This is a genomic window from Microbispora sp. H10670, assembly GCF_014161385.1.
Classification (GTDB): Bacteria; Actinomycetota; Actinomycetes; order Streptosporangiales; family Streptosporangiaceae; genus Microbispora; species Microbispora triticiradicis.
Map to the genome: position 1 here is coordinate 210,769 of NZ_JABBWW010000011.1, position 18,892 is coordinate 229,660.

18 protein-coding genes and 1 tRNA gene are annotated in these 18,892 nt (G+C 72.0%); 11 read left to right on the forward strand and 8 right to left on the reverse strand.

What is annotated here, in order from left to right; genetic code table 11:
- Positions 1-10: 10 nt before the first annotated feature.
- The 8 genes from HHX33_RS18105 (at position 11) to HHX33_RS18140 (ending at position 6,885) form a co-directional block, all read left to right on the forward strand.
- Positions 11-649: a SurA N-terminal domain-containing protein gene (locus tag HHX33_RS18105; protein WP_182875626.1), complete on the forward strand. Its 639-nt coding sequence runs from the start codon at positions 11-13 to the stop codon at positions 647-649.
- A 34-nt stretch (positions 650-683) separates the two neighbouring features.
- Complete coding sequence (locus HHX33_RS18110) at positions 684-1,673, forward strand: MazG family protein (protein WP_182875627.1); 990 nt, start codon at positions 684-686, stop codon at positions 1,671-1,673.
- 82 nt (positions 1,674-1,755) lie between these two features.
- Positions 1,756-3,036 (forward strand): phosphopyruvate hydratase, encoded by a 1,281-nt coding sequence (gene eno / locus HHX33_RS18115; protein WP_117410519.1) that lies wholly within the window; start codon positions 1,756-1,758, stop codon positions 3,034-3,036.
- A 138-nt stretch (positions 3,037-3,174) separates the two neighbouring features.
- Complete coding sequence (locus tag HHX33_RS18120; protein WP_310741430.1) at positions 3,175-3,648, forward strand: septum formation initiator family protein; 474 nt, start codon at positions 3,175-3,177, stop codon at positions 3,646-3,648.
- A gap of 95 nt (positions 3,649-3,743) precedes the next feature.
- Positions 3,744-4,307, forward strand: coding sequence for a DUF501 domain-containing protein (locus HHX33_RS18125; RefSeq protein WP_182875678.1), 564 nt, complete (start codon positions 3,744-3,746; stop codon positions 4,305-4,307).
- Positions 4,304-5,236 carry a Ppx/GppA phosphatase family protein gene (locus tag HHX33_RS18130; protein WP_182875628.1) on the forward strand — a complete coding sequence of 311 codons (933 nt, stop codon included), beginning with the start codon at positions 4,304-4,306 and terminating at the stop codon, positions 5,234-5,236. Before HHX33_RS18125 ends, HHX33_RS18130 begins: the two co-directional genes overlap by 4 nt.
- 267 nt (positions 5,237-5,503) lie before the next feature.
- Complete coding sequence (locus HHX33_RS18135) at positions 5,504-5,833, forward strand: PadR family transcriptional regulator (protein WP_117410517.1); 330 nt, start codon at positions 5,504-5,506, stop codon at positions 5,831-5,833.
- Positions 5,830-6,885 (forward strand): HAAS signaling domain-containing protein, encoded by a 1,056-nt coding sequence (locus HHX33_RS18140; RefSeq protein ID WP_182875629.1) that lies wholly within the window; start codon positions 5,830-5,832, stop codon positions 6,883-6,885. The genes HHX33_RS18135 and HHX33_RS18140 overlap by 4 nt, the downstream gene beginning before the upstream one ends.
- A 4-nt stretch (positions 6,886-6,889) precedes the next feature.
- Here HHX33_RS18140 and HHX33_RS18145 read toward each other — a convergent pair whose 3' ends face one another.
- The gene (locus tag HHX33_RS18145; RefSeq protein ID WP_182875630.1) at positions 6,890-8,095 is read right to left on the reverse strand and encodes a cytochrome P450 family protein; all 1,206 of its coding nucleotides are present in this window, start codon (positions 8,093-8,095) and stop codon (positions 6,890-6,892) included.
- Positions 8,096-8,284: 189 nt separating this feature from the next.
- Here HHX33_RS18145 and HHX33_RS18150 point away from each other — a divergent pair, with 189 nt between their 5' ends.
- The 3 genes from HHX33_RS18150 (at position 8,285) to HHX33_RS18160 (ending at position 10,948) form a co-directional block, all read left to right on the forward strand.
- Positions 8,285-9,085, forward strand: coding sequence for a uracil-DNA glycosylase (locus HHX33_RS18150; RefSeq protein ID WP_182875631.1), 801 nt, complete (start codon positions 8,285-8,287; stop codon positions 9,083-9,085).
- Between the two features lie 164 nt (positions 9,086-9,249).
- Positions 9,250-10,608, forward strand: a complete 1,359-nt coding sequence (locus HHX33_RS18155; protein WP_117410464.1) for an NAD(P)/FAD-dependent oxidoreductase — start codon at positions 9,250-9,252, stop codon at positions 10,606-10,608.
- 267 nt (positions 10,609-10,875) lie between these two features.
- Positions 10,876-10,948: transfer RNA gene (locus tag HHX33_RS18160), tRNA-Leu, on the forward strand.
- A 130-nt stretch (positions 10,949-11,078) separates the two neighbouring features.
- Here HHX33_RS18160 and HHX33_RS18165 read toward each other — a convergent pair.
- From HHX33_RS18165 to HHX33_RS37270, 7 genes are all read right to left on the reverse strand, one after another.
- Positions 11,079-12,449 (reverse strand): tyrosine-type recombinase/integrase, encoded by a 1,371-nt coding sequence (locus HHX33_RS18165; protein WP_182875632.1) that lies wholly within the window; start codon positions 12,447-12,449, stop codon positions 11,079-11,081.
- Positions 12,446-12,646, reverse strand: coding sequence for a helix-turn-helix transcriptional regulator (locus HHX33_RS18170; RefSeq protein ID WP_182875633.1), 201 nt, complete (start codon positions 12,644-12,646; stop codon positions 12,446-12,448). Before HHX33_RS18170 ends, HHX33_RS18165 begins: the two co-directional genes overlap by 4 nt.
- A gap of 320 nt (positions 12,647-12,966) precedes the next feature.
- A complete protein-coding gene (locus HHX33_RS18175; RefSeq protein ID WP_182875634.1) occupies positions 12,967-14,565 on the reverse strand; it encodes a hypothetical protein in 1,599 nt (532 codons plus the stop codon).
- Entirely contained in the window at positions 14,562-15,461 is a 900-nt protein-coding gene (locus HHX33_RS18180; protein WP_182875635.1) for a bifunctional DNA primase/polymerase, read from the reverse strand. The genes HHX33_RS18175 and HHX33_RS18180 overlap by 4 nt, the downstream gene beginning before the upstream one ends.
- Before the next feature lie 126 nt (positions 15,462-15,587).
- The gene (locus HHX33_RS18185; protein WP_182875636.1) at positions 15,588-15,989 is read right to left on the reverse strand and encodes an RNase adapter RapZ; all 402 of its coding nucleotides are present in this window, start codon (positions 15,987-15,989) and stop codon (positions 15,588-15,590) included.
- 89 nt (positions 15,990-16,078) lie between these two features.
- Positions 16,079-16,606 (reverse strand): hypothetical protein, encoded by a 528-nt coding sequence (locus tag HHX33_RS18190; protein WP_182875637.1) that lies wholly within the window; start codon positions 16,604-16,606, stop codon positions 16,079-16,081.
- Between the two features lie 164 nt (positions 16,607-16,770).
- Positions 16,771-18,843, reverse strand: coding sequence for an AAA family ATPase (locus tag HHX33_RS37270; protein WP_182875638.1), 2,073 nt, complete (start codon positions 18,841-18,843; stop codon positions 16,771-16,773).
- Between the last annotated feature and the right edge of the window lie 49 nt (positions 18,844-18,892).

Consider the following 18,892-nt stretch of genomic DNA (forward strand, 5'->3'; position numbering starts at 1 on the left):
AGGATTGTCCGTGAAGTCGTATCGAGTGCGCGTCGCCGTGACGCTGGCGGCGGTCGGTATCGCCATGACCGCCTGCGGCGGCCCGGTGCAGGCGGGTTCCGCGGCCATCATCGGCAATGAGCGCATCACCTCCAGCCAGGTGAACGACGAGGTGCGCGCGCTGCGTGCCGACCTCGCCGCGAACAAGATCCCCGAGGAGCAGCTCCAGCTCCCCGCCTCGCTGCCGCAGATGGTGCTGCTCAACATGACCTTCAGCAGGCAGTTCGAGGAGCTCGGCCGGCGCAAGGGCGTCGCCGTGAGCGACCGGGACATCGACGACCTCGCCACGGCCCAGGGCGGCTGGACGCAGTTCGACAAGGTGCTGCTGGCCAACGGCATCCCGCGGGACCAGAGCCGTGCCTTCCTCCGCGCCTACATCATCCGGTCGAAGCTGGCCCAGCAGGCCGGGGCGGGCCAGGACCAGGAGAGCCAGGCCGCCGCGGGGCAGAAGGTGCTCCAGGAGGCCGACGCGACGGTCCCGGTGAAGTACAGCCCGCGGTACGGCAAGTACGACCCCCAGCAGGGCTTCGTGGCCGACGACCGCTTCGGCGCCTACACGCCCGTCGCGCCCCCTGCGAACCCCGCGGAGGCGCCGCCGGCCGCCGGCTGAGCGGTGGCCGCTCACCGGTCGTTAGGGTGAGGGCATGTCGTTGATCGTGGTGACCACCTCGCCCCGGGTCGCCCCGGGCCTGCTCGCTCCCGCGGCGTGGCGGGCCCTCACCCGGGGCCGGGTGCTCACCGGCAGTCCAGATCATCCTTGTCTGCCCTATCTCGACGAGGCCGGTGTTCCGGTCGAGGTGGTGACGCCCGACCCGGGCGCGCTCGCCCGCGAGAGCCGTACGGGGACGGTGGTGTGGCTGGCCGCCCAGGACGGCGACGAGGACCTCATGCGCGCCGTCGGCCACGCCGCGATCTCCCTGGACGACCCGCCGGAGATCGAGGTGGTCCCCGGCTCCTACGACCTTCCCGGCGCCCGGGTGCTCGATCTCGTCCAGGTCATGGACCGGCTGCGCCGCGAGTGTCCCTGGGACCGCAAGCAGACCCACGAGTCGCTCGCGCCCTACCTGGTCGAGGAGGCCTACGAGGTGCTCGAGACCATCGACCAGGGTGACTACCCCGCCCTCCGGGAGGAGCTGGGCGACCTGCTGCTCCAGGTGATGTTCCACTCCCGGGTGGCCCAGGAGCGGACGGCCGAGGGCGGCGGCTTCGACGTCGACGACGTGGCCGCCGGCATCGTGGAGAAACTGGTGCGCCGGCATCCCCACGTCTTCGGCGACGTCCGGGTGACCGGGGCCGGAGAGGTCAGCGACAACTGGGAGACGATCAAGGCCGCCGAGCGCGCCGCCAAGGGCGAGACCGCGTCGGCGCTCAGCGGCGTGCCGATGGGCCAGCCGGCGATCTCCCTGGCCGCCCAGCTGCTCCGCCGGGCGGGCCGGGCCGGAGCGCCCGCCTCGCTCGCCGACGGCCTCACCGCGGGCGCCGGGGCCCGCCTGTTCGCGCTCGTACGGAAGGTCCAGGAGGACGGGCTCGACCCCGAGGCCGAGCTCAGGGCGGCGGCCAGGGAGTACCGGCGGCGCGTCGAGCAGTGGGAGGCCGGCGAAGGGCAGGACGGGGAGCCGCGGGACACGCCGTGAACCGGAGCCCCTCCGCGATACGGGGTGGTGGAGACCGATAGGCTCTGGTCGCAAACCGCCCGTCTTTTTGCTAGGAGCGTTCGTGGCTGCCATCGAGGCCGTTACCGCCCGCGAGATCCTCGATTCCCGTGGGAACCCCACGGTCGAGGTCGAGGTACTGCTGGACGACTACAGCACCGGCCGCGCCGCCGTTCCGAGCGGCGCCTCCACCGGCCAGTTCGAGGCCGTCGAGCTGCGTGACGGGGACAAGAGCCGCTATCTCGGCAAGGGTGTCGAGAAGGCCGTCCTCGGCGTCACCGACGAGATCGCCGACGAGATCATCGGCTTCGACGCCGAGGAGCAGCGTCTGATCGACCAGACGATGATCGACCTCGACGGCACGCCCAACAAGGCCCGCCTCGGGGCGAACGCGCTCCTCGGCATCTCGCTGGCCGTCGCCAAGGCCGCCGCCGACAGCGCCGACCTGCCCCTGTTCCGCTACATCGGCGGCCCGAACGCGCACATCCTGCCCGTGCCGATGATGAACATCCTGAACGGCGGCGCGCACGCCGACACCAACGTGGACATCCAGGAGTTCATGATCGCGCCGATCGGGGCGGAGACGTTCTCCGAGGCGCTGCGCATGGGCGCGGAGACCTACCACACGCTCAAGGGCGTGCTCAAGGAGAAGGGCTACGCCACCGGCCTCGGCGACGAGGGCGGCTTCGCGCCGAACCTGCCGTCGAACCGCGACGCGCTCGACCTGATCCTGGTGGCGATCGAGAAGGCCGGATACACCCCGGGCCAGGACATCGCGCTCGCGCTCGACGTCGCGGCGAGCGAGTTCCACAACGACGGCGTCTACACGATCGACGGCAAGGGCGTGTCGTCCGCCGAGCTGATCTCCTTCTACGAGGACCTGGTCCGCTCGTACCCGCTGGTCTCCATCGAGGACCCGCTGAACGAGGAGGACTGGGAGGGCTGGAAGGCCATCACCACGTCCCTCGGCGCGAAGGTCCAGCTCGTGGGTGACGACCTGTTCGTGACCAACCCCGAGCGGCTCGGCCGCGGCATCGGCGAGGGCGCGGCCAACGCCCTGCTGGTGAAGGTGAACCAGATCGGCACGCTGTCGGAGACCCTCGACGCGGTCGACCTCGCCCACCGCAGCGGCTACCGCTGCATGATGAGCCACCGCTCCGGCGAGACCGAGGACACCACGATCGCCGATCTCGCCGTGGCCACCAACTGCGGCCAGATCAAGACCGGCGCCCCGGCCCGCTCCGACCGCGTGGCGAAGTACAACCAGCTCCTGCGCATCGAGGAGCTGCTCGACGACGCGGCGCGTTACGCCGGTCGCTCCGCCTTCCCGCGCTTCAAGGGATAACGGCGGCGTGACGGGGTAGCCTGCGGCGAACGCGGGCGGCCCGGCCCGGCGTCGTACGGACGGGCGGCGCGGCACCCCGCCGCGCCGCACCCGGCGTGACCGGGCCTGTGCGAGCACCGACCGGGAGGGGTGGTTTCGGTGGCGGCGACGCGGCCGCAGCTCACCGGGCGCGCGGCGATCCTCGCGGTCGTCGTGTGCGCCATCGCCATGAGCCTGGCCTACCCCGCCCGGGAGTACGTCGCCCAGCGCCGGCAGATCGCCCAGCTGGAGGCGCAGCAGGCGAACGCGCTGAGCAAGCTCCAGAAGCTGGAGGAGCGGCGCCGCCGGCTGGAGGACCCGGAGTACATCAAGCGCCTGGCCAAGGAGCGGCTCTTCTACTGCGAGCCGGGGGCCGACTGCTACCAGGTGCTCGACGAGGAGGCGGCCGGCTCCACCGCCGCGAAGGCCGGGAGCAGGCCGCCGGAGCGCCCCGCGTGGTACGTCACGCTCTGGCGGTCCTTCGAAGCGGCGGACAGAGGGTCTGACAGGGGACGGCCCGCCGCACCGGCGGCGCGGCCGAGTCCCGCGACCTCCGTGGGGCGGCAGAAGAGCCCGGCGCCGTCGGTGGGATGAGACCGCGGACGGCGTCCGGACCGGCGCGCCGGCACCGCGGCGAAGCACCGTGGCGGAGCATCGGGGCGGGCATCGGGGCGGGCATCGGGGCAGGCATGGTGAAGGGCGAGGAGATCGACGTGGCGGACCAGGTGGACCAGGCGGACCTGGCGGCGGCGCGGGCGCAGCTCGGGCGTCCCCCGCGCGGGGTGCGGGCCGTCGCGCACCGGTGCCCCTGCGGGCTGCCCGACGTGCTGGAGACCGCGCCGCGGCTGCCGGACGGCACGCCGTTCCCGACCCTGTTCTACCTGACCTGTCCCAAGGCGGCCTCGGCCATCGGCACGCTGGAGTCGTCCGGGCTGATGAAGCGGATGCAGGCCCGGCTGGCAGAGGACCCCGAACTGGCCGAGGCGTACCGGGCGGCCCACGAGGACTACCTCGACCGCCGCGACCGGGCGGCCGGCGAGGAGGGCATGGAGCCGCTGCCCCGCGACATGCAGAGCGCGGGCGGGATGCCCGGCCGGGTCAAGTGCCTGCACGCGCTGGTCGCGCACGAACTGGCCGCGCCCGGCGTCAACCCCTTCGGCCGGGAGGCCCTGGACGCGCTGCCGCGGTGGTGGGCCGACGGACCCTGCGTGACGGACGAGGAGACGAGCACCGACGGGGGGACCCGGGCATGAGGCGGGTGGCGGCGATCGACTGCGGGACCAACTCGGTCCGGCTCCTCATCGCGGACATCTCCGGCGACGACCTCACGGACGTCGAGCGCCGGATGGAGATCGTCAGGCTCGGCCAGGACGTCGACAGGACGGGACGGCTCGCGCCCGAGGCGCTGGAGCGCACGTTCACCGCCATGCGCGGGTACGCCAAGCTGATCAGGGAGCACGCCGCGGGCGAGGCGGTGCCGGTCCGGGTGGTCGCGACCTCGGCGACCCGGGACGCCGCCAACCGGGCCGACTTCACGGCCGGCGTGCGGGAGATCTTCGGCGTGGAGCCCGAAGTGGTCTCCGGCGACGAGGAGGCCAGGCTGTCCTTCACCGGCGCGACCCGGGGCCTCGCGCGCGCCGGCGCCGCCGCCGAGACGCCGTACCTGGTGGTCGACATCGGCGGCGGCAGCACCGAGTTCGTCGTCGGCTCCCGGAGCGTCGAGGGCGCGCTGTCCGTGGACATCGGGTGCGTACGGCTCACGGAGCGGCACCTTCGGGCCGATCCCCCGGCGGACGGGGAGGTGACGGCCGCCGTCGCCGACATCGAGGCGGCCATGGACCGGGTGGAGGAGCACGTCCCCGTCCGTACGGCGCGGACGCTGGTCGGCCTGGCCGGTTCGGTCACCACGGTCGCCGGGATCGCGCTGGACCTGCCCGCCTACGACCCCGAGCGCATCCACCATTCGCGGATCCCCGCCGAGCGGGTCCACGAGGTGTCCGCACGCCTGCTGCGCATGACCCACGACGAGCGGGCGGCCGTACCGGTCATGCATCCGGGCCGGGTGGACGTGATCGGGGCGGGCGCGCTGATCCTCGACCGGATCGTCCGCCGGTACGGCTTCGCCGAGGTCGTGGTCAGCGAGCACGACATCCTCGACGGGATCGCCTGGTCGCTCGCCTGACCGGCCGGGAGGCGCAGCTCCGCCTCCGGCCCGCGCGGGTCCTCGCCTGACCGGCGCGTGCGCCGCGATGTGTGCCGCGATATGTGCCGCGCGTGCCTGACCGGCGCGTGCCTGACCGGCGCGTGCCCGGCGGGCGCGGGCCTGACCGCTCACGCCGCCCGCACGGGCCGCTGCGGCGCACGGGCCGCTCCGGCACGCACCGGTTGCTCCGGCATGCGCAGGGCTCGATCTTGTAGCTATTACGCATTGCGTAGTACTCTGCGGTGCGTGGACAGTAGCCAGCTTCTCAAGGGGGTCCTCGACCTGGCCGTCCTCGCGGTGCTCGCCGAACGTGACAGCTACGGCTACGACGTCGTACGCCGCCTGCGCGAGGCGGGGCTGGAGGACGTCGGCGACGCCTCCGTGTACGGGACCCTGCGGCGGCTCTTCAAGGCCGGAGCGCTCAACTCCTACGTGGTCGCCTCCGACGAGGGGCCGCACCGCAAGTACTACGGCCTGAACGACGTCGGCCGCTCGCTCCTCCGGAACTCGGCGACGACCTGGACGTCGTTCGCCGCCACCATGAACGACCTGCTGAAGGAGGTCGCATCGGCATGAACTCCCCCCTGACGCCCAAGGCGTACGCCGACGCCGTGCGCGAGGCACTGGCCGATCTTCCCCCGGAGGACCGGGAGACCCTGCTGGAGGACCTTCACGACCACATCTCGGAGGTCGCGGCCGAGCCGGGACTGTCCCTGGAGGACCGCCTCGGCGCCCCGGAGGCGTACGCCGCCGAGTTGCGCGCCGCCTACGGAGGCCGGTCGGCGGGCACCGCGACCTCCCGGCGCGGCCGGCTGCGCTCCAGGACGGCCGGGGCGGCCCGGCGCGCCCACACCCGGATGCTGGGCCTGCCGCCCTACCGCCAGGCGGCCGCCTTCCTCCCCGAGTTGCGCCCGGCCTGGTGGGTGCTGCGCGGCTACGCGATCGCGCTGGCCGTGCTCGCGACCCTGACCTCGCCCGGGCTGGTCCCCGGCGACCTGGTGGCCTGGGTGTTCACCCTCACCGTCGTCTGGGCCTCCGTCTGGCTGGGCCGGCACGCCCGCACCGGGCCGAGGGGCTGGGGGCGGACGCTGCTCGCCGGGGCCAACGTGCTGGCGGCGGTCCTCGTGATCTCCGCCATGGCCGACGCGTCGAGCACGTCGCCGATGAACGTGTCCTTCGACTACGGTCCCGGCCCCGCCGCCGTGGGGCCTGGGCGATCGGTCATGATCGAGCGGGCCGCCACTCTGGACGGCGGTCCGGTCTACAACATCCTCCCGTACGCCGCGGACGGCACTCCGCTGCGCGACGTGCGTCTCTACGACCAGGACGGCAGGCCGCTCACCCTGCGGCCGGAGGACTTCGGGCAGATGCTCGTCATTCCCTGCGAGGGGGAGCCGCCGCTCCGCAACGCCTACCCCCTGCCGCTGACGCCGTTCGACCCCCGGGCGGCCCGGGAGCGCGACTGCGCCCCCAACGCCGCCTCCGCCACCGCCACGCCGGGTCCCGCGGTCACGGCGGCCCCGGGCGACGGCGGCGAGGAGGCGACCCCGACACCCGAACCCTCCGCCGCGTCACCGGCCCCGTCCCCGACGAAGCCGAAGCCGAAGCCGGGCCGCCAGGGGGACTGACCGGTCAGGCGCGCAGCCGGACCGGCAGCGAGAACAGGCCGCGCATGATCATGCTCGGCCACCACCGCAGCTCGGCCGGGTCGACGGCGAGGGTCAGATCGGGGAAGCGCTCCAGCACCCTGCCGATCGCGGCCTCGCCCTCGACCTTGGCCAGGGCGGCGCCGATGCAGTAGTGGGGGCCCCGGCCGAAGGCGAGGTGCGGCTCGCCGATCCGCCCCGGCGTGAACGTGTCCGGGTCGGCGAAGGCGCCGGGGTCCCGGTTGGCGGCCAGAAGTGAGACGAGGATCGGCTCTCCGGGCCGCATCTCCTGGCCGCCGATCACCACCGGCTCGGTGGGGAAGCGCCAGGTGGCGTTCCGTACGGGGCCGTCGTAGCGCAGCATCTCGTCGATGTAGTCCGGCAGCAGGGCGGGATCGTCGCGCAGGGCCCGGGCCTGGGCGGGATGCCGCAGCAGCGCGAGGAGGCCGTTGCCGATCAACGCCACCGTCGTCTCGTGACCCGCGACGAGCAGCAGGAACGCGGTCGAGGTCAGCTCGTCCTTGTCGATCTCGCCCTCGTTGGACCGCCGGACGAGGTCGGTGAGCAGGTCGTTGCCCGGCCTCGACCGCTTGAGCTCGACCAGGTCGTCCAGGAACGCCTCCAGGCCGTCGGTCGCCCGGGCGATCTCCTCCACCTCGGACGCCGCCGCGGAGTCGATCACGGAGGCGTGCCGGTGGAAGACCGCCCGGTCCTCCTCGGGCACTCCGAGCAGGTCGCAGATGATCGCGATCGGCAGGGGGTAGGCGAGGCCGGTGACCAAATCCGCCTCCGGGCCGTCGAGACGGTCGAGGAGGTCGTCGGTGATCTCCAGCGCCCGGGCCCGCAGCCCCGCGATCCGCCGGGGCGTGAAGGCCGCGCTCACGAGACGGCGCAGCCGCGCGTGGTCGGCCCCGTCCGCGTTGATCATGTGCCGGGCGAGCGACGGCCGGTGATCGAGGGGCAGGCCGAGACCGGCCGCCTGCCACTCCGGCGAACCGGCGGCAGGGTCCTTGGCGAGCGACGGGTGGGTCAGCGTGGCGACGGCGTCCTCGTACCGCGTGACCAGCCATGCCTCGCAGCCGGGCAGCGGCACGCGGCTGATCGGCGCGTTGCGCCGCAGCCAGTCGAAGGCGGGATAGGGGTCGGCGTCGAAGGCGGGGCCGAACAGCGGGGGGCATGAGTCGGTGGACACGGGCCGATACGTACCCACCTCCGCCGCCGCGGAAAAGATCGGAATCTTTCTCGGTGCGTGACCTCCTGACACCCGCGCTCACGCGCGCCGAGCGTGCCGGTTCCCAGGCGTCGCGCCCGGCCGTCGCGGGCCTCGTGAGAGCCGGCTTCCGGCCGACGCATCCCCGTCCCACCTGGCACGATCGGTGTTATGAGCTTCGTTCCTCCCGGTTCCGGCTGGCCGGGCGACCCCGCCGATCCCGGCACCCCCGTCGCCCGTGACGCCCACGAGGTCGCCAAGCTGGCGGCCGAGAGCCGTACGCTCGCGGACCTGACGGCCAGGCAGTCGGTGTGCCGGGCCTGCCCCCGGCTCGTCGAATGGCGGGAGGAGGTCGCCGACGTCAGGCGGCGGGCGTTCGCGGACGAGACCTACTGGGGCCGGCCGATCGCGGGCTGGGGCGACGACGCGCCGCACACGCTCATCGTGGGCCTGGCCCCCGCCGCGCACGGAGGCAACCGTACCGGGCGGATCTTCACCGGCGACCGCAGCGGCGACTGGCTGTTCGCCTCGCTGCACCGCACCGGGCTCGCCGCGCAGGAGACCAGCGTCCACGCGGGCGACGGCCAGCGGCTGATCGGGGCCCGGATGATGGCGGCCGTGCGCTGCGCGCCGCCCGCCAACAAGCCCACCCCCGAAGAGCGCGACACCTGCTTCCCCTGGCTGGCCGCGGAACTGGCGCTGGTCGCGGGAACGACCCGGGTGGTCGTGGCCCTCGGCGGCTTCGCCTGGCAGGCGGTCTGGCCCGCGCTGCGCGCGGCGGGGTTCACCCTGCCGTCCCGCAGGCCCGCGTTCGGGCACGGCGTGGAGGTGCCGCTCGTCCACGGCGCGGCGCCCGTCACGCTCATCGGCTGCTACCACCCCAGCCAGCAGAACACCTTCACCGGCCGGGTCACGGCGGAGATGCTCGACGCCGTTTTCGCCCGAGCCGCCGCACTCGGCACCACCGCCTGATCAGCCCTTGTGAACGGATTCACGAGTGTGAACCGGATCACTCCCGGAATTTCACGGAAATTTTTTGCCGCAACATCGCCAGCGAGTGACCAAGTGGGGAAAATCACTCGACCTTCGGCCCTTGCGCATTGGCCTCGTGGCCAACCCGTGACGTAAGCTTGTGAATGGTTTCACAAGCCTTGGAGGGCATCGTGGCAGACCGCAAGCCGCAGCACATCGTCATCGTCGGCGGTGGATACGTGGGCCTCTACTCGGCTCTTCGTCTCCAGCGCACGCTCCGCCGTGAGCTCCGTGACGGCAGCGTGCGGATCACGCTCATCGACCCGCAGTCGTACATGACCTACCAGCCGTTCCTGCCCGAGGCCGCGGCCGGCAACATCTCGCCGCGCCACGTCGTGGCGCCGCTGCGCCGGGTGCTGCCGAAGGTCCGCATCCTCAACGGCAAGGTCTCCAAGGTGCACCACGAGGCCCGTACGGTCACCTTCGAACCCCCGGCGGGTGAGTCGAGGGAGATCGAGTACGACGTCATCGTCATGGCCGCCGGGTCGATCTCGCGGACGCTGCCGATCCCCGGCCTGGAGGACGCGGCCATCGGCTTCAAGACGGTCGGCGAGGCCATCGCGCTGCGCAACCGGGTCATCTCCCTCCTCGACCGCGCCGACTCGGCCGAGGACGAGGACGTGCGCCGCCGGGCGCTCACCTTCGTCGTGGTCGGCGGCGGCTTCGCGGGCATCGAGGCGCTCGCCGAGCTGGAGGACATGACCGAGGACGCGATCAGGTACTACCCGGGCATCGACAAGAAGGACCTGCGCTGGGTCCTCATCGAGGCGTCCAACCGCATCCTCCCCGAGGTCGGCCCCGAGATGGGCGAGTGGACCGCCGAGCAGCTTCGCGAGCGCGGCATCGAGCTCAAGATGGAGACGTTCCTGCAGTCCTGCGAGGGCGGCCTGGTCAAGACCTCCGACGGCGACGAGTTCGAGTCGGCCACGATCGTCTGGACCGCGGGCGTCAAGCCCAGCCCGATCGTCAACTCCACCGACCTGCCGCTCGACGAGCGCGGCCGGATCAAGACCACCACCCGCCTGACCGTCGCGGGCGTCAAGGGCGCCTTCGCCGCCGGCGACATCGCGGGCGTGCCCGACGTGACCAACCCCGGCCAGTTCTGCGCCCCCAACGCCCAGCACGCCGTACGGCAGGCCCGGGTCCTGGGCGACAACATCACCGCGTACCTGCGCGGGGAGGAGCTGAAGGACTACCGGCACAAGTACGTCGGGTCGGTCGCGGGCCTGGGCCTCCACCGGGGCGTCGCCAACGTCTACGGCATCAAGCTGCGCGGCCTCCCCGCCTGGTTCATGCACCGCACCTACCACCTGTCGCGGGTGCCCACCGTGAACCGCAAGGTCCGCGTGGTCATGGACTGGACGCTGTCGCTGTTCTTCAGGCGGGAGACCGTCTCCCTGGGCGAGATCGAGCACCCGCGCGACGAGTTCCGGGCGGCCGCCAAGAGCGGGCTCAAGCGCTGAGTCGCGGGCCGTACCGCGCCGCCACGGAGGCGCCCGGCCCTCGGCGCGGTACGGCCCGGCGCTCACCGCCGGGCCGTTTTCGCGTTCTCCACGCCCACGACAGGTGGTGTCATGGAGGCCCGATCGCGGCCGGGCGCTCCCGGAGGCTCTCCCGTTCCTTGACCGGCCAGCGGCCACGGGCGCCGTTCACCGGCCGTGGAAAGGGGGACAAGCCGCGTAAGACGTAACTTGCTTACAGAGGAGTGATCCGTGACATATGATCGCGGCGCCCCCGTAGCCCAATGGCAGAGGCAAGCCCCTTAAAAGGGCTGTGGTGTGGGTTCGAGTCCCACCGGGGGCACCGAGTGCCGCCTCACCCAATCAGCCCATGACCTGCGGGAGCGTGCCCACGGGCCGATCGTCACCGTCCGGCTGAGTACGGCTGGCACCGATCGACTACGGCCCGTCTTGCCCCCCGTGTGCCCCCGAAATCAGATCTCGCCAAGCGCCTCGGAGATGCGTTTCCGCGCATGCTCCTCCTGGCCGGCAATGCATTTGGCGTAAACGTGCAGCAGTACGGCGACGCTGTGCCCCGCCCATTCGGCTACCTGGGTTGCGGGAACTCCGGCGTTGAGCCACGTGGAGACAGCGGCGTGCCGAAGGTCGTATGGCCGTTTGGCGAGCGGTGAAGCGAACTCCTCAGGGGTCAAGGCCGCTTCGCGGGCCTTGCGCCAGACGCGGTGGTACGTGCTCTCCTGGAGGTCCGCCCCGTCCCGTAGAGCACGGAACAGCCGGCCGTTGGGTCCGGCGCCCGGGTTCTCGAGGTGAGCCCGGAGTATCCGCGTCAGCGCCGGCGGACAAGGTACGACGCGGCTCTCGCCCTTCTCGCGGTGCTTGAGAGGGCCGGGGTCGCGTCGCTGGCCGCTGTTCGACCAGGCGGCTCCGGGCGCAGGACTTGCCTCCTCCACGATCAGTTCCCCCCATCCCTCGTCAGGGATCAGAAGGTTGCGCTTGAAAAGGTTGACCGCCTCCTCGGGCCGGAGCCCCGCGTAGTACATGACGGCGAAGAACGCGACGAGCCGCGGCCCGCTCGGCTTCTGGGCGCGTACGGCCTCCAGGAGCGCACGGGCCTGGCCGGGATTCACCACGATGCGCCTGTCCACCTGCCGTACGGACTTGGTCGCCTTCCAGGGGAGATCAGCGATCGGGTTCCGGTCGAGCAGACGCAGCTCTATGGCGTACTGCATCGCGTTGACCAGCACGCCGCGCGTGCGCTGAACCGTGCTCGCGGCCATCCGCTTGCCGTCCCGGCGGGTCGAGAGTGCCTCCAGGACCTTCCTGGCCAGGGAGGGGTCATTGAGGTCTCCCACTGGCCTCGTGTTCTGCTTGAGCCATTCCAGCGCCTTCCGAAGGCCCTCTGGCGGAGCACCGGCCTTCCTGCGGGGCGAGTTGAAGGCCCACTCCAGAAGGGCGCGACGGAGAGTTTCAGCGTCGGGCCGGCCCCGCGAACTGCTGAGCAAGACCGGCGTCGCGTCGCGAAGCGCACTGGCCGTGATGCGGCGAGAATGCCCGGCTAGGTCGGGCCACTTCATGTCGATGTAGGCGCAGGCGAAGTCGAACCAGCTCATGGCACGCTCAGCGCGTTCCCAGGACACCGGGAGCCCGATGACCGTGCTGAACGCCTCGCCTCGGCGGGCGGCCGACAGCAGATCGGACCGGTAGCTTTCGGCATGGGCGATTGTGCCGAACGACTCGCGGTAGATCCGGCCGTCCACACTCCAGCGAACTCGGTAGTTCGTGGTGATCGCTCGCTTGCGCGTCTCCAGTTTGTAGATGCGCACGTTGTAGGAGATGTCCTTCACCGGGCGCCGTCCTCCAGCGTGGCGAGCCAGCGGTCAAGGTCAGTACGGCGGATGCGCAGGTCGCCGTTCGGGAGTTTGAGGCAGCGGGGCGCGCGGCCCTTGGCGCGCCAGTCGTAGAAGGTGGAGCGGGAAACCTGGAGCTCGTCCAGGACTTCGGCGAGGGTGAGCGTCCCTCGTGGCTTGGTGCCGGTGGTCATGGCTGGGATGTCCTCTCGGCGCGTTGCGGTGGGGTGTATATGGCTGGGCCGGAATGTGCTCCGGGTGCGTCTCTGCTGCGGGGGCTGAAACATCTCCGCATCTCCGCATCTCCGCAGGACCGGCTGTGAGCTGGGCGGATGGTTGCGGAGATGGAAAGGCTCGGGCCGGTGTCATCTCCGCAGGAGGGGGGTCATCTCCGCACCGGGTGCGGAGTTGCGGAGATGGACGGTGGTTGATCGTTGGTATCTCCGCACGCGTTTTGCCAGGTGGCAGGGTGTGTTGCGGGGATGCGGAGATGCGGAGATGTTTCAGCGCTCTGTCACTCATGGCGCTCGACCCAAAAGACGTTCCGGTCGCCGCGGTCGTTCTTGGCGGAGCGGATGACGTGGTCGCCGCGCCAGCGTCCGATCTGGCCGGTGAGGAGCCGGCCGAGAGCAAGGGGGTTGGGCAGGCGGCCGGTGTGGGTGGTGATGAACTGGCCGTCCCAGCGGTCGTTGTCGTCGTAGCCCGGGCCGATGTGGTCGGGTTCGCCGGAGCGGCGTAGGTCGGCTGCGGTCATGGGCTGGTTCCCGTGCAGGCGGTGCCAGCAGGCAAGGAAGGCGCGCCAGCGGGTTTCGTCCTCGTCGATGTCGCGGACGTCGGCGGCGTTGGTCAGGAAGCCGTCGATGCCGTGGTGGGCGAGGAACCCGCCCAGCGATTGCGCCCAGGGGGTGAACTGCCGCATCGAGAGGCCCGCGGCCCGGGGAGCGCCGTTGCCGGTCCAGTCGAGGATCAAGATGAGCAGGTGCCACAAGACGGTGAGCTGGTTGGCCGGGAGGGTGATCCACTGGTCCAGGTGCGGGATGCCGAACCGGGTCTGGTCGCGCTGCTCGGGCCGGGGCATGTTCGGGTCCAGGTGGACGCGGACCGTGCGGGAGGCCATGTCACCGCCGACCTGGAGGTTGTTGCCGGTGGCCATCCACAGCCGGTCGTTGACGGTGGCGATGTTGCGGGAGGCGCCGAGCTGGCGGTCGGACCAGACGCCGGCGGTCACCAGCAAGGCCAGGGTGGGCGAGTCGATGACGGTGCCCTCGGCGAGGTTGTCCCAGACCACCACGCCGACCTGTTCGGCCAGGACAGCGGTGATGGATTTGCGGAGTTCTTCTTCGGTGTAGGCCCAGGGCAGGACGCGCTGGCCGTAGAGCATGCCGGGGCCGCCGGTGAGGATGGACTTGCCGGAGGCGGGCATGGTCGCGTCGATCAGCGCGAACGGGGTGAGGCTGCGGGTGTAGTGCCGCAGGATCGGCGTGGCCACAAGGGCGAGGTAGTTGGCCCGGTCGGCGGGCCCGGCCCAGGGAAAGTCCCGCAGGAACCGATTCAGCAGGAAGTCCCGCGCGACCTGCACCTGCTCCGCGGTCGGACGGTCGGGAACCTCGGGCAGGGCGACCTTGGCGGCCAAGTACAGGCCGGTGGCCGGGTCGTAGCCGGGCCGCTGGAGCAGGGTGCCGTCGCGGCGCAACACCGGCGCGCCGATCACCCCGCGCAGCGGCGGCAGCTTGGGCCAGGTCTTGCCAGCCAGGACGGAGGCGAGGATGTCCCGGGGCGGGGTGACCTCTTCTTCGTACATCTCGACTCCTCCGGCGCCGTCTTTGCGGGAGCGGGTGCGGTAGACGTAGGCGTGTTCGGCCAGCAGCCCCGCCAACGTGGCCGGGGTGATGGTGCTGGCAGTCACCGGGAGCGGGGAGTCTTCGTCAGCGGCGGGGCTGACCTGGCCGCCGGAGATGGTCTCCATGTGGACCAGGGCGCCCCCGGACACGTAGGTGTCGGGCAGGAGCTGGTCGGCAAGGGCGGCTTTGAGGACGCGGATCGTCTCGGGGCCGGACCCGACCTGCACGTGCCTCCACCCGCTCGACTCGTTCGCTCCGTTGGAACCGGTCACGCGGGCACGCTCCGGGGCCGGTGGGCGCCCGCGCGGAACCCGGACTGGACGGTGCGCCGGGCTTGGGTCTCGGGGTGTCCGGCTCGTACGGCGGCCTGCAGCAGCAGGGCCCCGGTGTCGGTCGCGTGCAGGGCGCCGCCGGCGACGAGCTGGCCGAGGGCGACGGACGCGCCGTACAGGGTGGTGTTCAGGCTTCCGTCGGGTGCGGCGGCGATCGCGTCGAGGCTGGCGCGGATCGCGGCGTCGAGGTAGGCGCCTCGGCGGCCTGTGCGCAGCGGGACGACGACGGGGCGTTGCGGGGGGAGCGGGGCGGGGCGGAGCCGGTCGGCCAGCCAGCCCGGCAGCGGCGCTACCGCGTCGCGGCGGACCACCTCATAGACGCCGGAGCCGTCGGGCAGGTCGACGACGCTGCCGGGGCCGACGACGTAGCCGCCGGCGGCGCGGGTGTCGATCAGCCAGCCCAGGCCGTTGCCCTGGTCGCCGGAGGTGTTGCCGAGCGGCGGGTCGCCGGGCGGGGCGGTGAAGTACAGGTGCAGCCCGCCCCGGCGGGTGGCGACGGTGAAGGTGTCGAACGGCAGCACTTGCCCGGTCTGCTCGCACAGGGTGGCCAGGACGTCGGCGCCGTCGTTGACGCCGGGCATTGCCCAGGCGGGCGGGGGCGTCTGGCCGGGCTTGGGCGTGTCTAGGTCGACGACCACGAGGTTGGAGGGGCCGCAGGCGATGCCGATGTTGAACGGGCGGCGGCCCCACAGGCGGCGGATCAGTTCGGGGTCGGTGGTGTTGTGTTCTGTCCACGCCCAGCCCTTCAGTGGCACCTTGCCCCCTGGCACGAGCGGGAAGACGTGCCAGCCGCGGGCGGCGGCGGCCAGGGCGTAGCGGGTCAGGTCTGTGGTCATCGGCGCGTCTCCTTTGAGGCGTCGAGGTCGTCAAGAAGGGGCGGAATGAGCGGCCTGACCCTTGCCGTGGGTGGCCGCTAGGTTCTCGACCGGGACGGCGTAGTTGTCGGCTTGTACGTACGCGGCTCAGCGCGTCACGACGGGCTTGCCGAGGTCGCGGTGGGTCAGGTTCACCCGCAGGCCTCGGCCGCGGAGCCGGGTGGTGAGGAACTGGGCGAAGACGGGGGCGCGGTGACGGCCGCCGGCGCAACCGAGAGCGACGGTCACGCCGTCGGCGGACGGGCCAGACAGCAGCGCGGTCACGGCGTCTTTGGTCGCCTCCAACAACTCCGGGATGCCGGACGTGCCCAGCACTGTCGTGCGGACCGGCTCGTCGTGGGCGCTCATGTGCCGCAACTCCGGGGAGATGTGCGGGTCCCGGAAGTGCGCGCGCAGGTCGATCGTCAGGTGCGCCGGGGGCGGCGCCGCGTGCAGGTAGCCGAACGAGATGATCTCGACGGTGGCGACGTGGGGACCGGTGTCGGCCATGATGGGAGTTCCTCCTTTGGTGGGGGCTGTGGGCGCGTCCGCGGTGGCCGGTCTTGGCGGATGGACCACCGTGGTACGCGCCCGTTGCGTCAGCTGGTGGCGGCGGTTCCGCCGGTGCTGGTCTGGCCGGTGATCCATCGGCCGTCGTAGGGCAGGGCTCGGCCCTGCCGGATGAGCGTGTAGACCGCGGCGTAGGTCTCGCCCAGCTCGCCGGGGACACGAGCCAGGCGGCCGGCCGCGTAGCCGAGGCGCTGCTCCGCGCTCGCGAGGATCTCCAGGGCGGCCATGATGTCCGCGATGACGTGGGTGTTCTCTTCGGTGTCCGGGATCGTCTCCAGCAGCGCGTCAAGCTGGTCGCGGTAGGACCGGATGCGGAACAGGCGGTGCCGCATGTCGTCTTCCAGGTCGACGACGGCGTTGACCAGCGCGCGGTCAGTGCGCCACGCCTCGCCGTGGTGCGCGGGCTGCATGCCGAGCGTCAGGGCGCAGCCCATCAGCCCCCGGTAGCCGCTGACGTCCAGGCCGGTCGCGCGGCACGAGCCGACCATGCCGGCGGCGGCCGCCGCTATCTCTTCGGTGTCGGCCAGCTCGACGGCCTGCCCGAGATACGTCGCCATTTCCATCACTCTCCGTGCTGCTGATCGTGTCTGTGGGAGTCGTGGGCGGCGGATCGCCTCATCACCTCATCGACTCATCGCCTCGCCCCGTGCCCCAGGTAGAGGAGCGCTCAAAGGCGAATGAGGCGATCCATGAGGTGATCCCATGAGGTGATCCGCGCCCATCACTGAGCGTGTTCCGCGCCCGCGTTCGCGGGCTCTCGCGTCGTCGCGTGCCAGCGGGACGCCGGGCCTGCTCCGCGCAGCTCGGCGTCGCCCTCGTCCCGCAGGGCCTGCATCAGGCGCAGCGTGTGCTGCGTGCTGTAGCCGATCGCGTCGGCGATGTCCGAGATCCGCGCCCCGCCGTCCTGGCGGATCAGGGCGAGGATCTGCTCACGCTTACCGCTCGGCACGAACGACGTGGCGGCGCGCTCGACAGCCCGGAACATCTCCCACCGGGCCGCGGAGTGCTCCCGGACCCTGGCGGCCTCCTCCTCCGTCGGGGTCGGCACGAGGAACAGCCGCGGCCGGTCCTGCGCGTCGGCGGCGGGCGCGGCCTGCGCGGCGGCGGCCGGCTGCTGCACGGGCGCGGCCGGTGCCGTCGCGGGCACGTCCCCAGCCTTGAGCCGCTCGTAGGTCTCGCCCCAGAACTCCAGGAGTTCCGGCTCGAACTCGCTCGGCTCGCGGCCGGCGCCCAACTCCTCGACGTCGTCCAGCTCCTTGAGCATGAACGTCCGCCCGAGGCCGGTCAGGCTTCCCATCGCCGTCAGCGCGACGACGCCCGGCTTGCCCTCGCCGTACTTCGCCATGTTCGGCAGATCGACGGCGGCCTCGCCGACGGCGTTGTTCGCCTCGCTGGACCGGGCGAGCTTGAGCAGCGCCTGGCGGTCAAGGTTCGACCGGATGTCAGCACCGCCCATCCATGCGGCGGTGCCGCGCTGCCCCACGATGATCACGCCCACGCTCTCGGACCGGCCCTTGCTCGTGATGGTCTTGAGTGCCGCGACCGCGCGCTGTGCGAGCACGTCGCCGGGCGCGACCAGCGCGTCCACCTCGTCAATGACGATGACGTGCAGCGGGTGACCAGGCCGGGGCTCGAACACCGCCGCGGTATTGTGCTCGGCGCGGTGGCCGACCTCGGCGGCGGCCAGCTCCAGCATCACGACCGCGCGCTCACGCTCACGCGGGCCGCACGCGGCCAGGTCCAGCGCCCCCGAACCCCGCCAGCGCCGCAGGTCCTTGGCCTTGCTGACGTCGATGCCCCAGACGGTCGCGTTGTCGGCGGCGGTCAGCCGCTCCAGCACGTTGTTGAGCAGCACCGTCTTGCCGCCGCCCTTGATGGCGACGATGTACCAGTGGGCGGCGCCGTCCTCGTCCCAGACGACGAACTCCAGCGGGGCCCCGGTCTCCGGGTCCTGCCCGATGACGAGCGGCCGGCGGGCGTCGGCCACCTCGGGCAGCTCGATCTCCGGTTCGTCGTCCAGCAGCGGGTGAAGGATCGGCTCGGCCCACGGGTCACGCAGGCGCACACTGATTTCGATCTGCCCGGCGATGTCGCCCTCACGGAGGATGACCCGGCTGCGCTTGGTGTCGAAGTCCTCGGCGATCCGCTCGGCCATCGCCTTCGTGCAGAACGTGGACGCCCGCTTACCGGTGCCCTTGGTGGAGATCAGGGCACGCTCACCGAGGCGTGTCGCCGCCGACGAGATGACCCGAGCGCCGGACATGCCCCAGCCGTCGAAGTACGCCTCCCAGTCGATCCGAGGCACGTCACCCTTGACCCGCTTCGGGCCGCGGTCCCGGCCGACGCCGGACAGGCCCAGCCAGTGCAGGCCGTAGCCGACGCCGAACGCCCCGCCGAAGATCCACGACATCAGGCCGGACGGTCCCGCGACCGGGCCGACGACGTCGGCCGCCGTCAGCCACGCGCCCGCCGACGCGGCGGCAGCGGCGTTGCCCCAGGTGCGCAAGCCGTCGCCGCACCGGTTCAACGTCATGGCGTGGGAGACGATCGTCCCGGCGGCCCCGACGGTCAGCAGGCCCCACCACGGCAGGTGGTTGGAGTGCGCGAGCCACCCGGCCCCGTACAGCGCGGCGCCGCCGGGCAGCGGGGCGCGCTCGGCGGGGGCCTCCATGACCCAGCGGGCAGCTTGACGGAGAACGCCTTCGCTGCGCTCGTCCGTCGTGGCCGGGGCCTCTGCCCGCACGGCGTGGTCCGCGTGCGGCGGCGTGGGGCACCGGTCGGCGCGCTTGCTCACGTCCTGGTCCTTCCGTGGTGGTTCGCGTGGTGGTGCTGGTGGCCGTGCC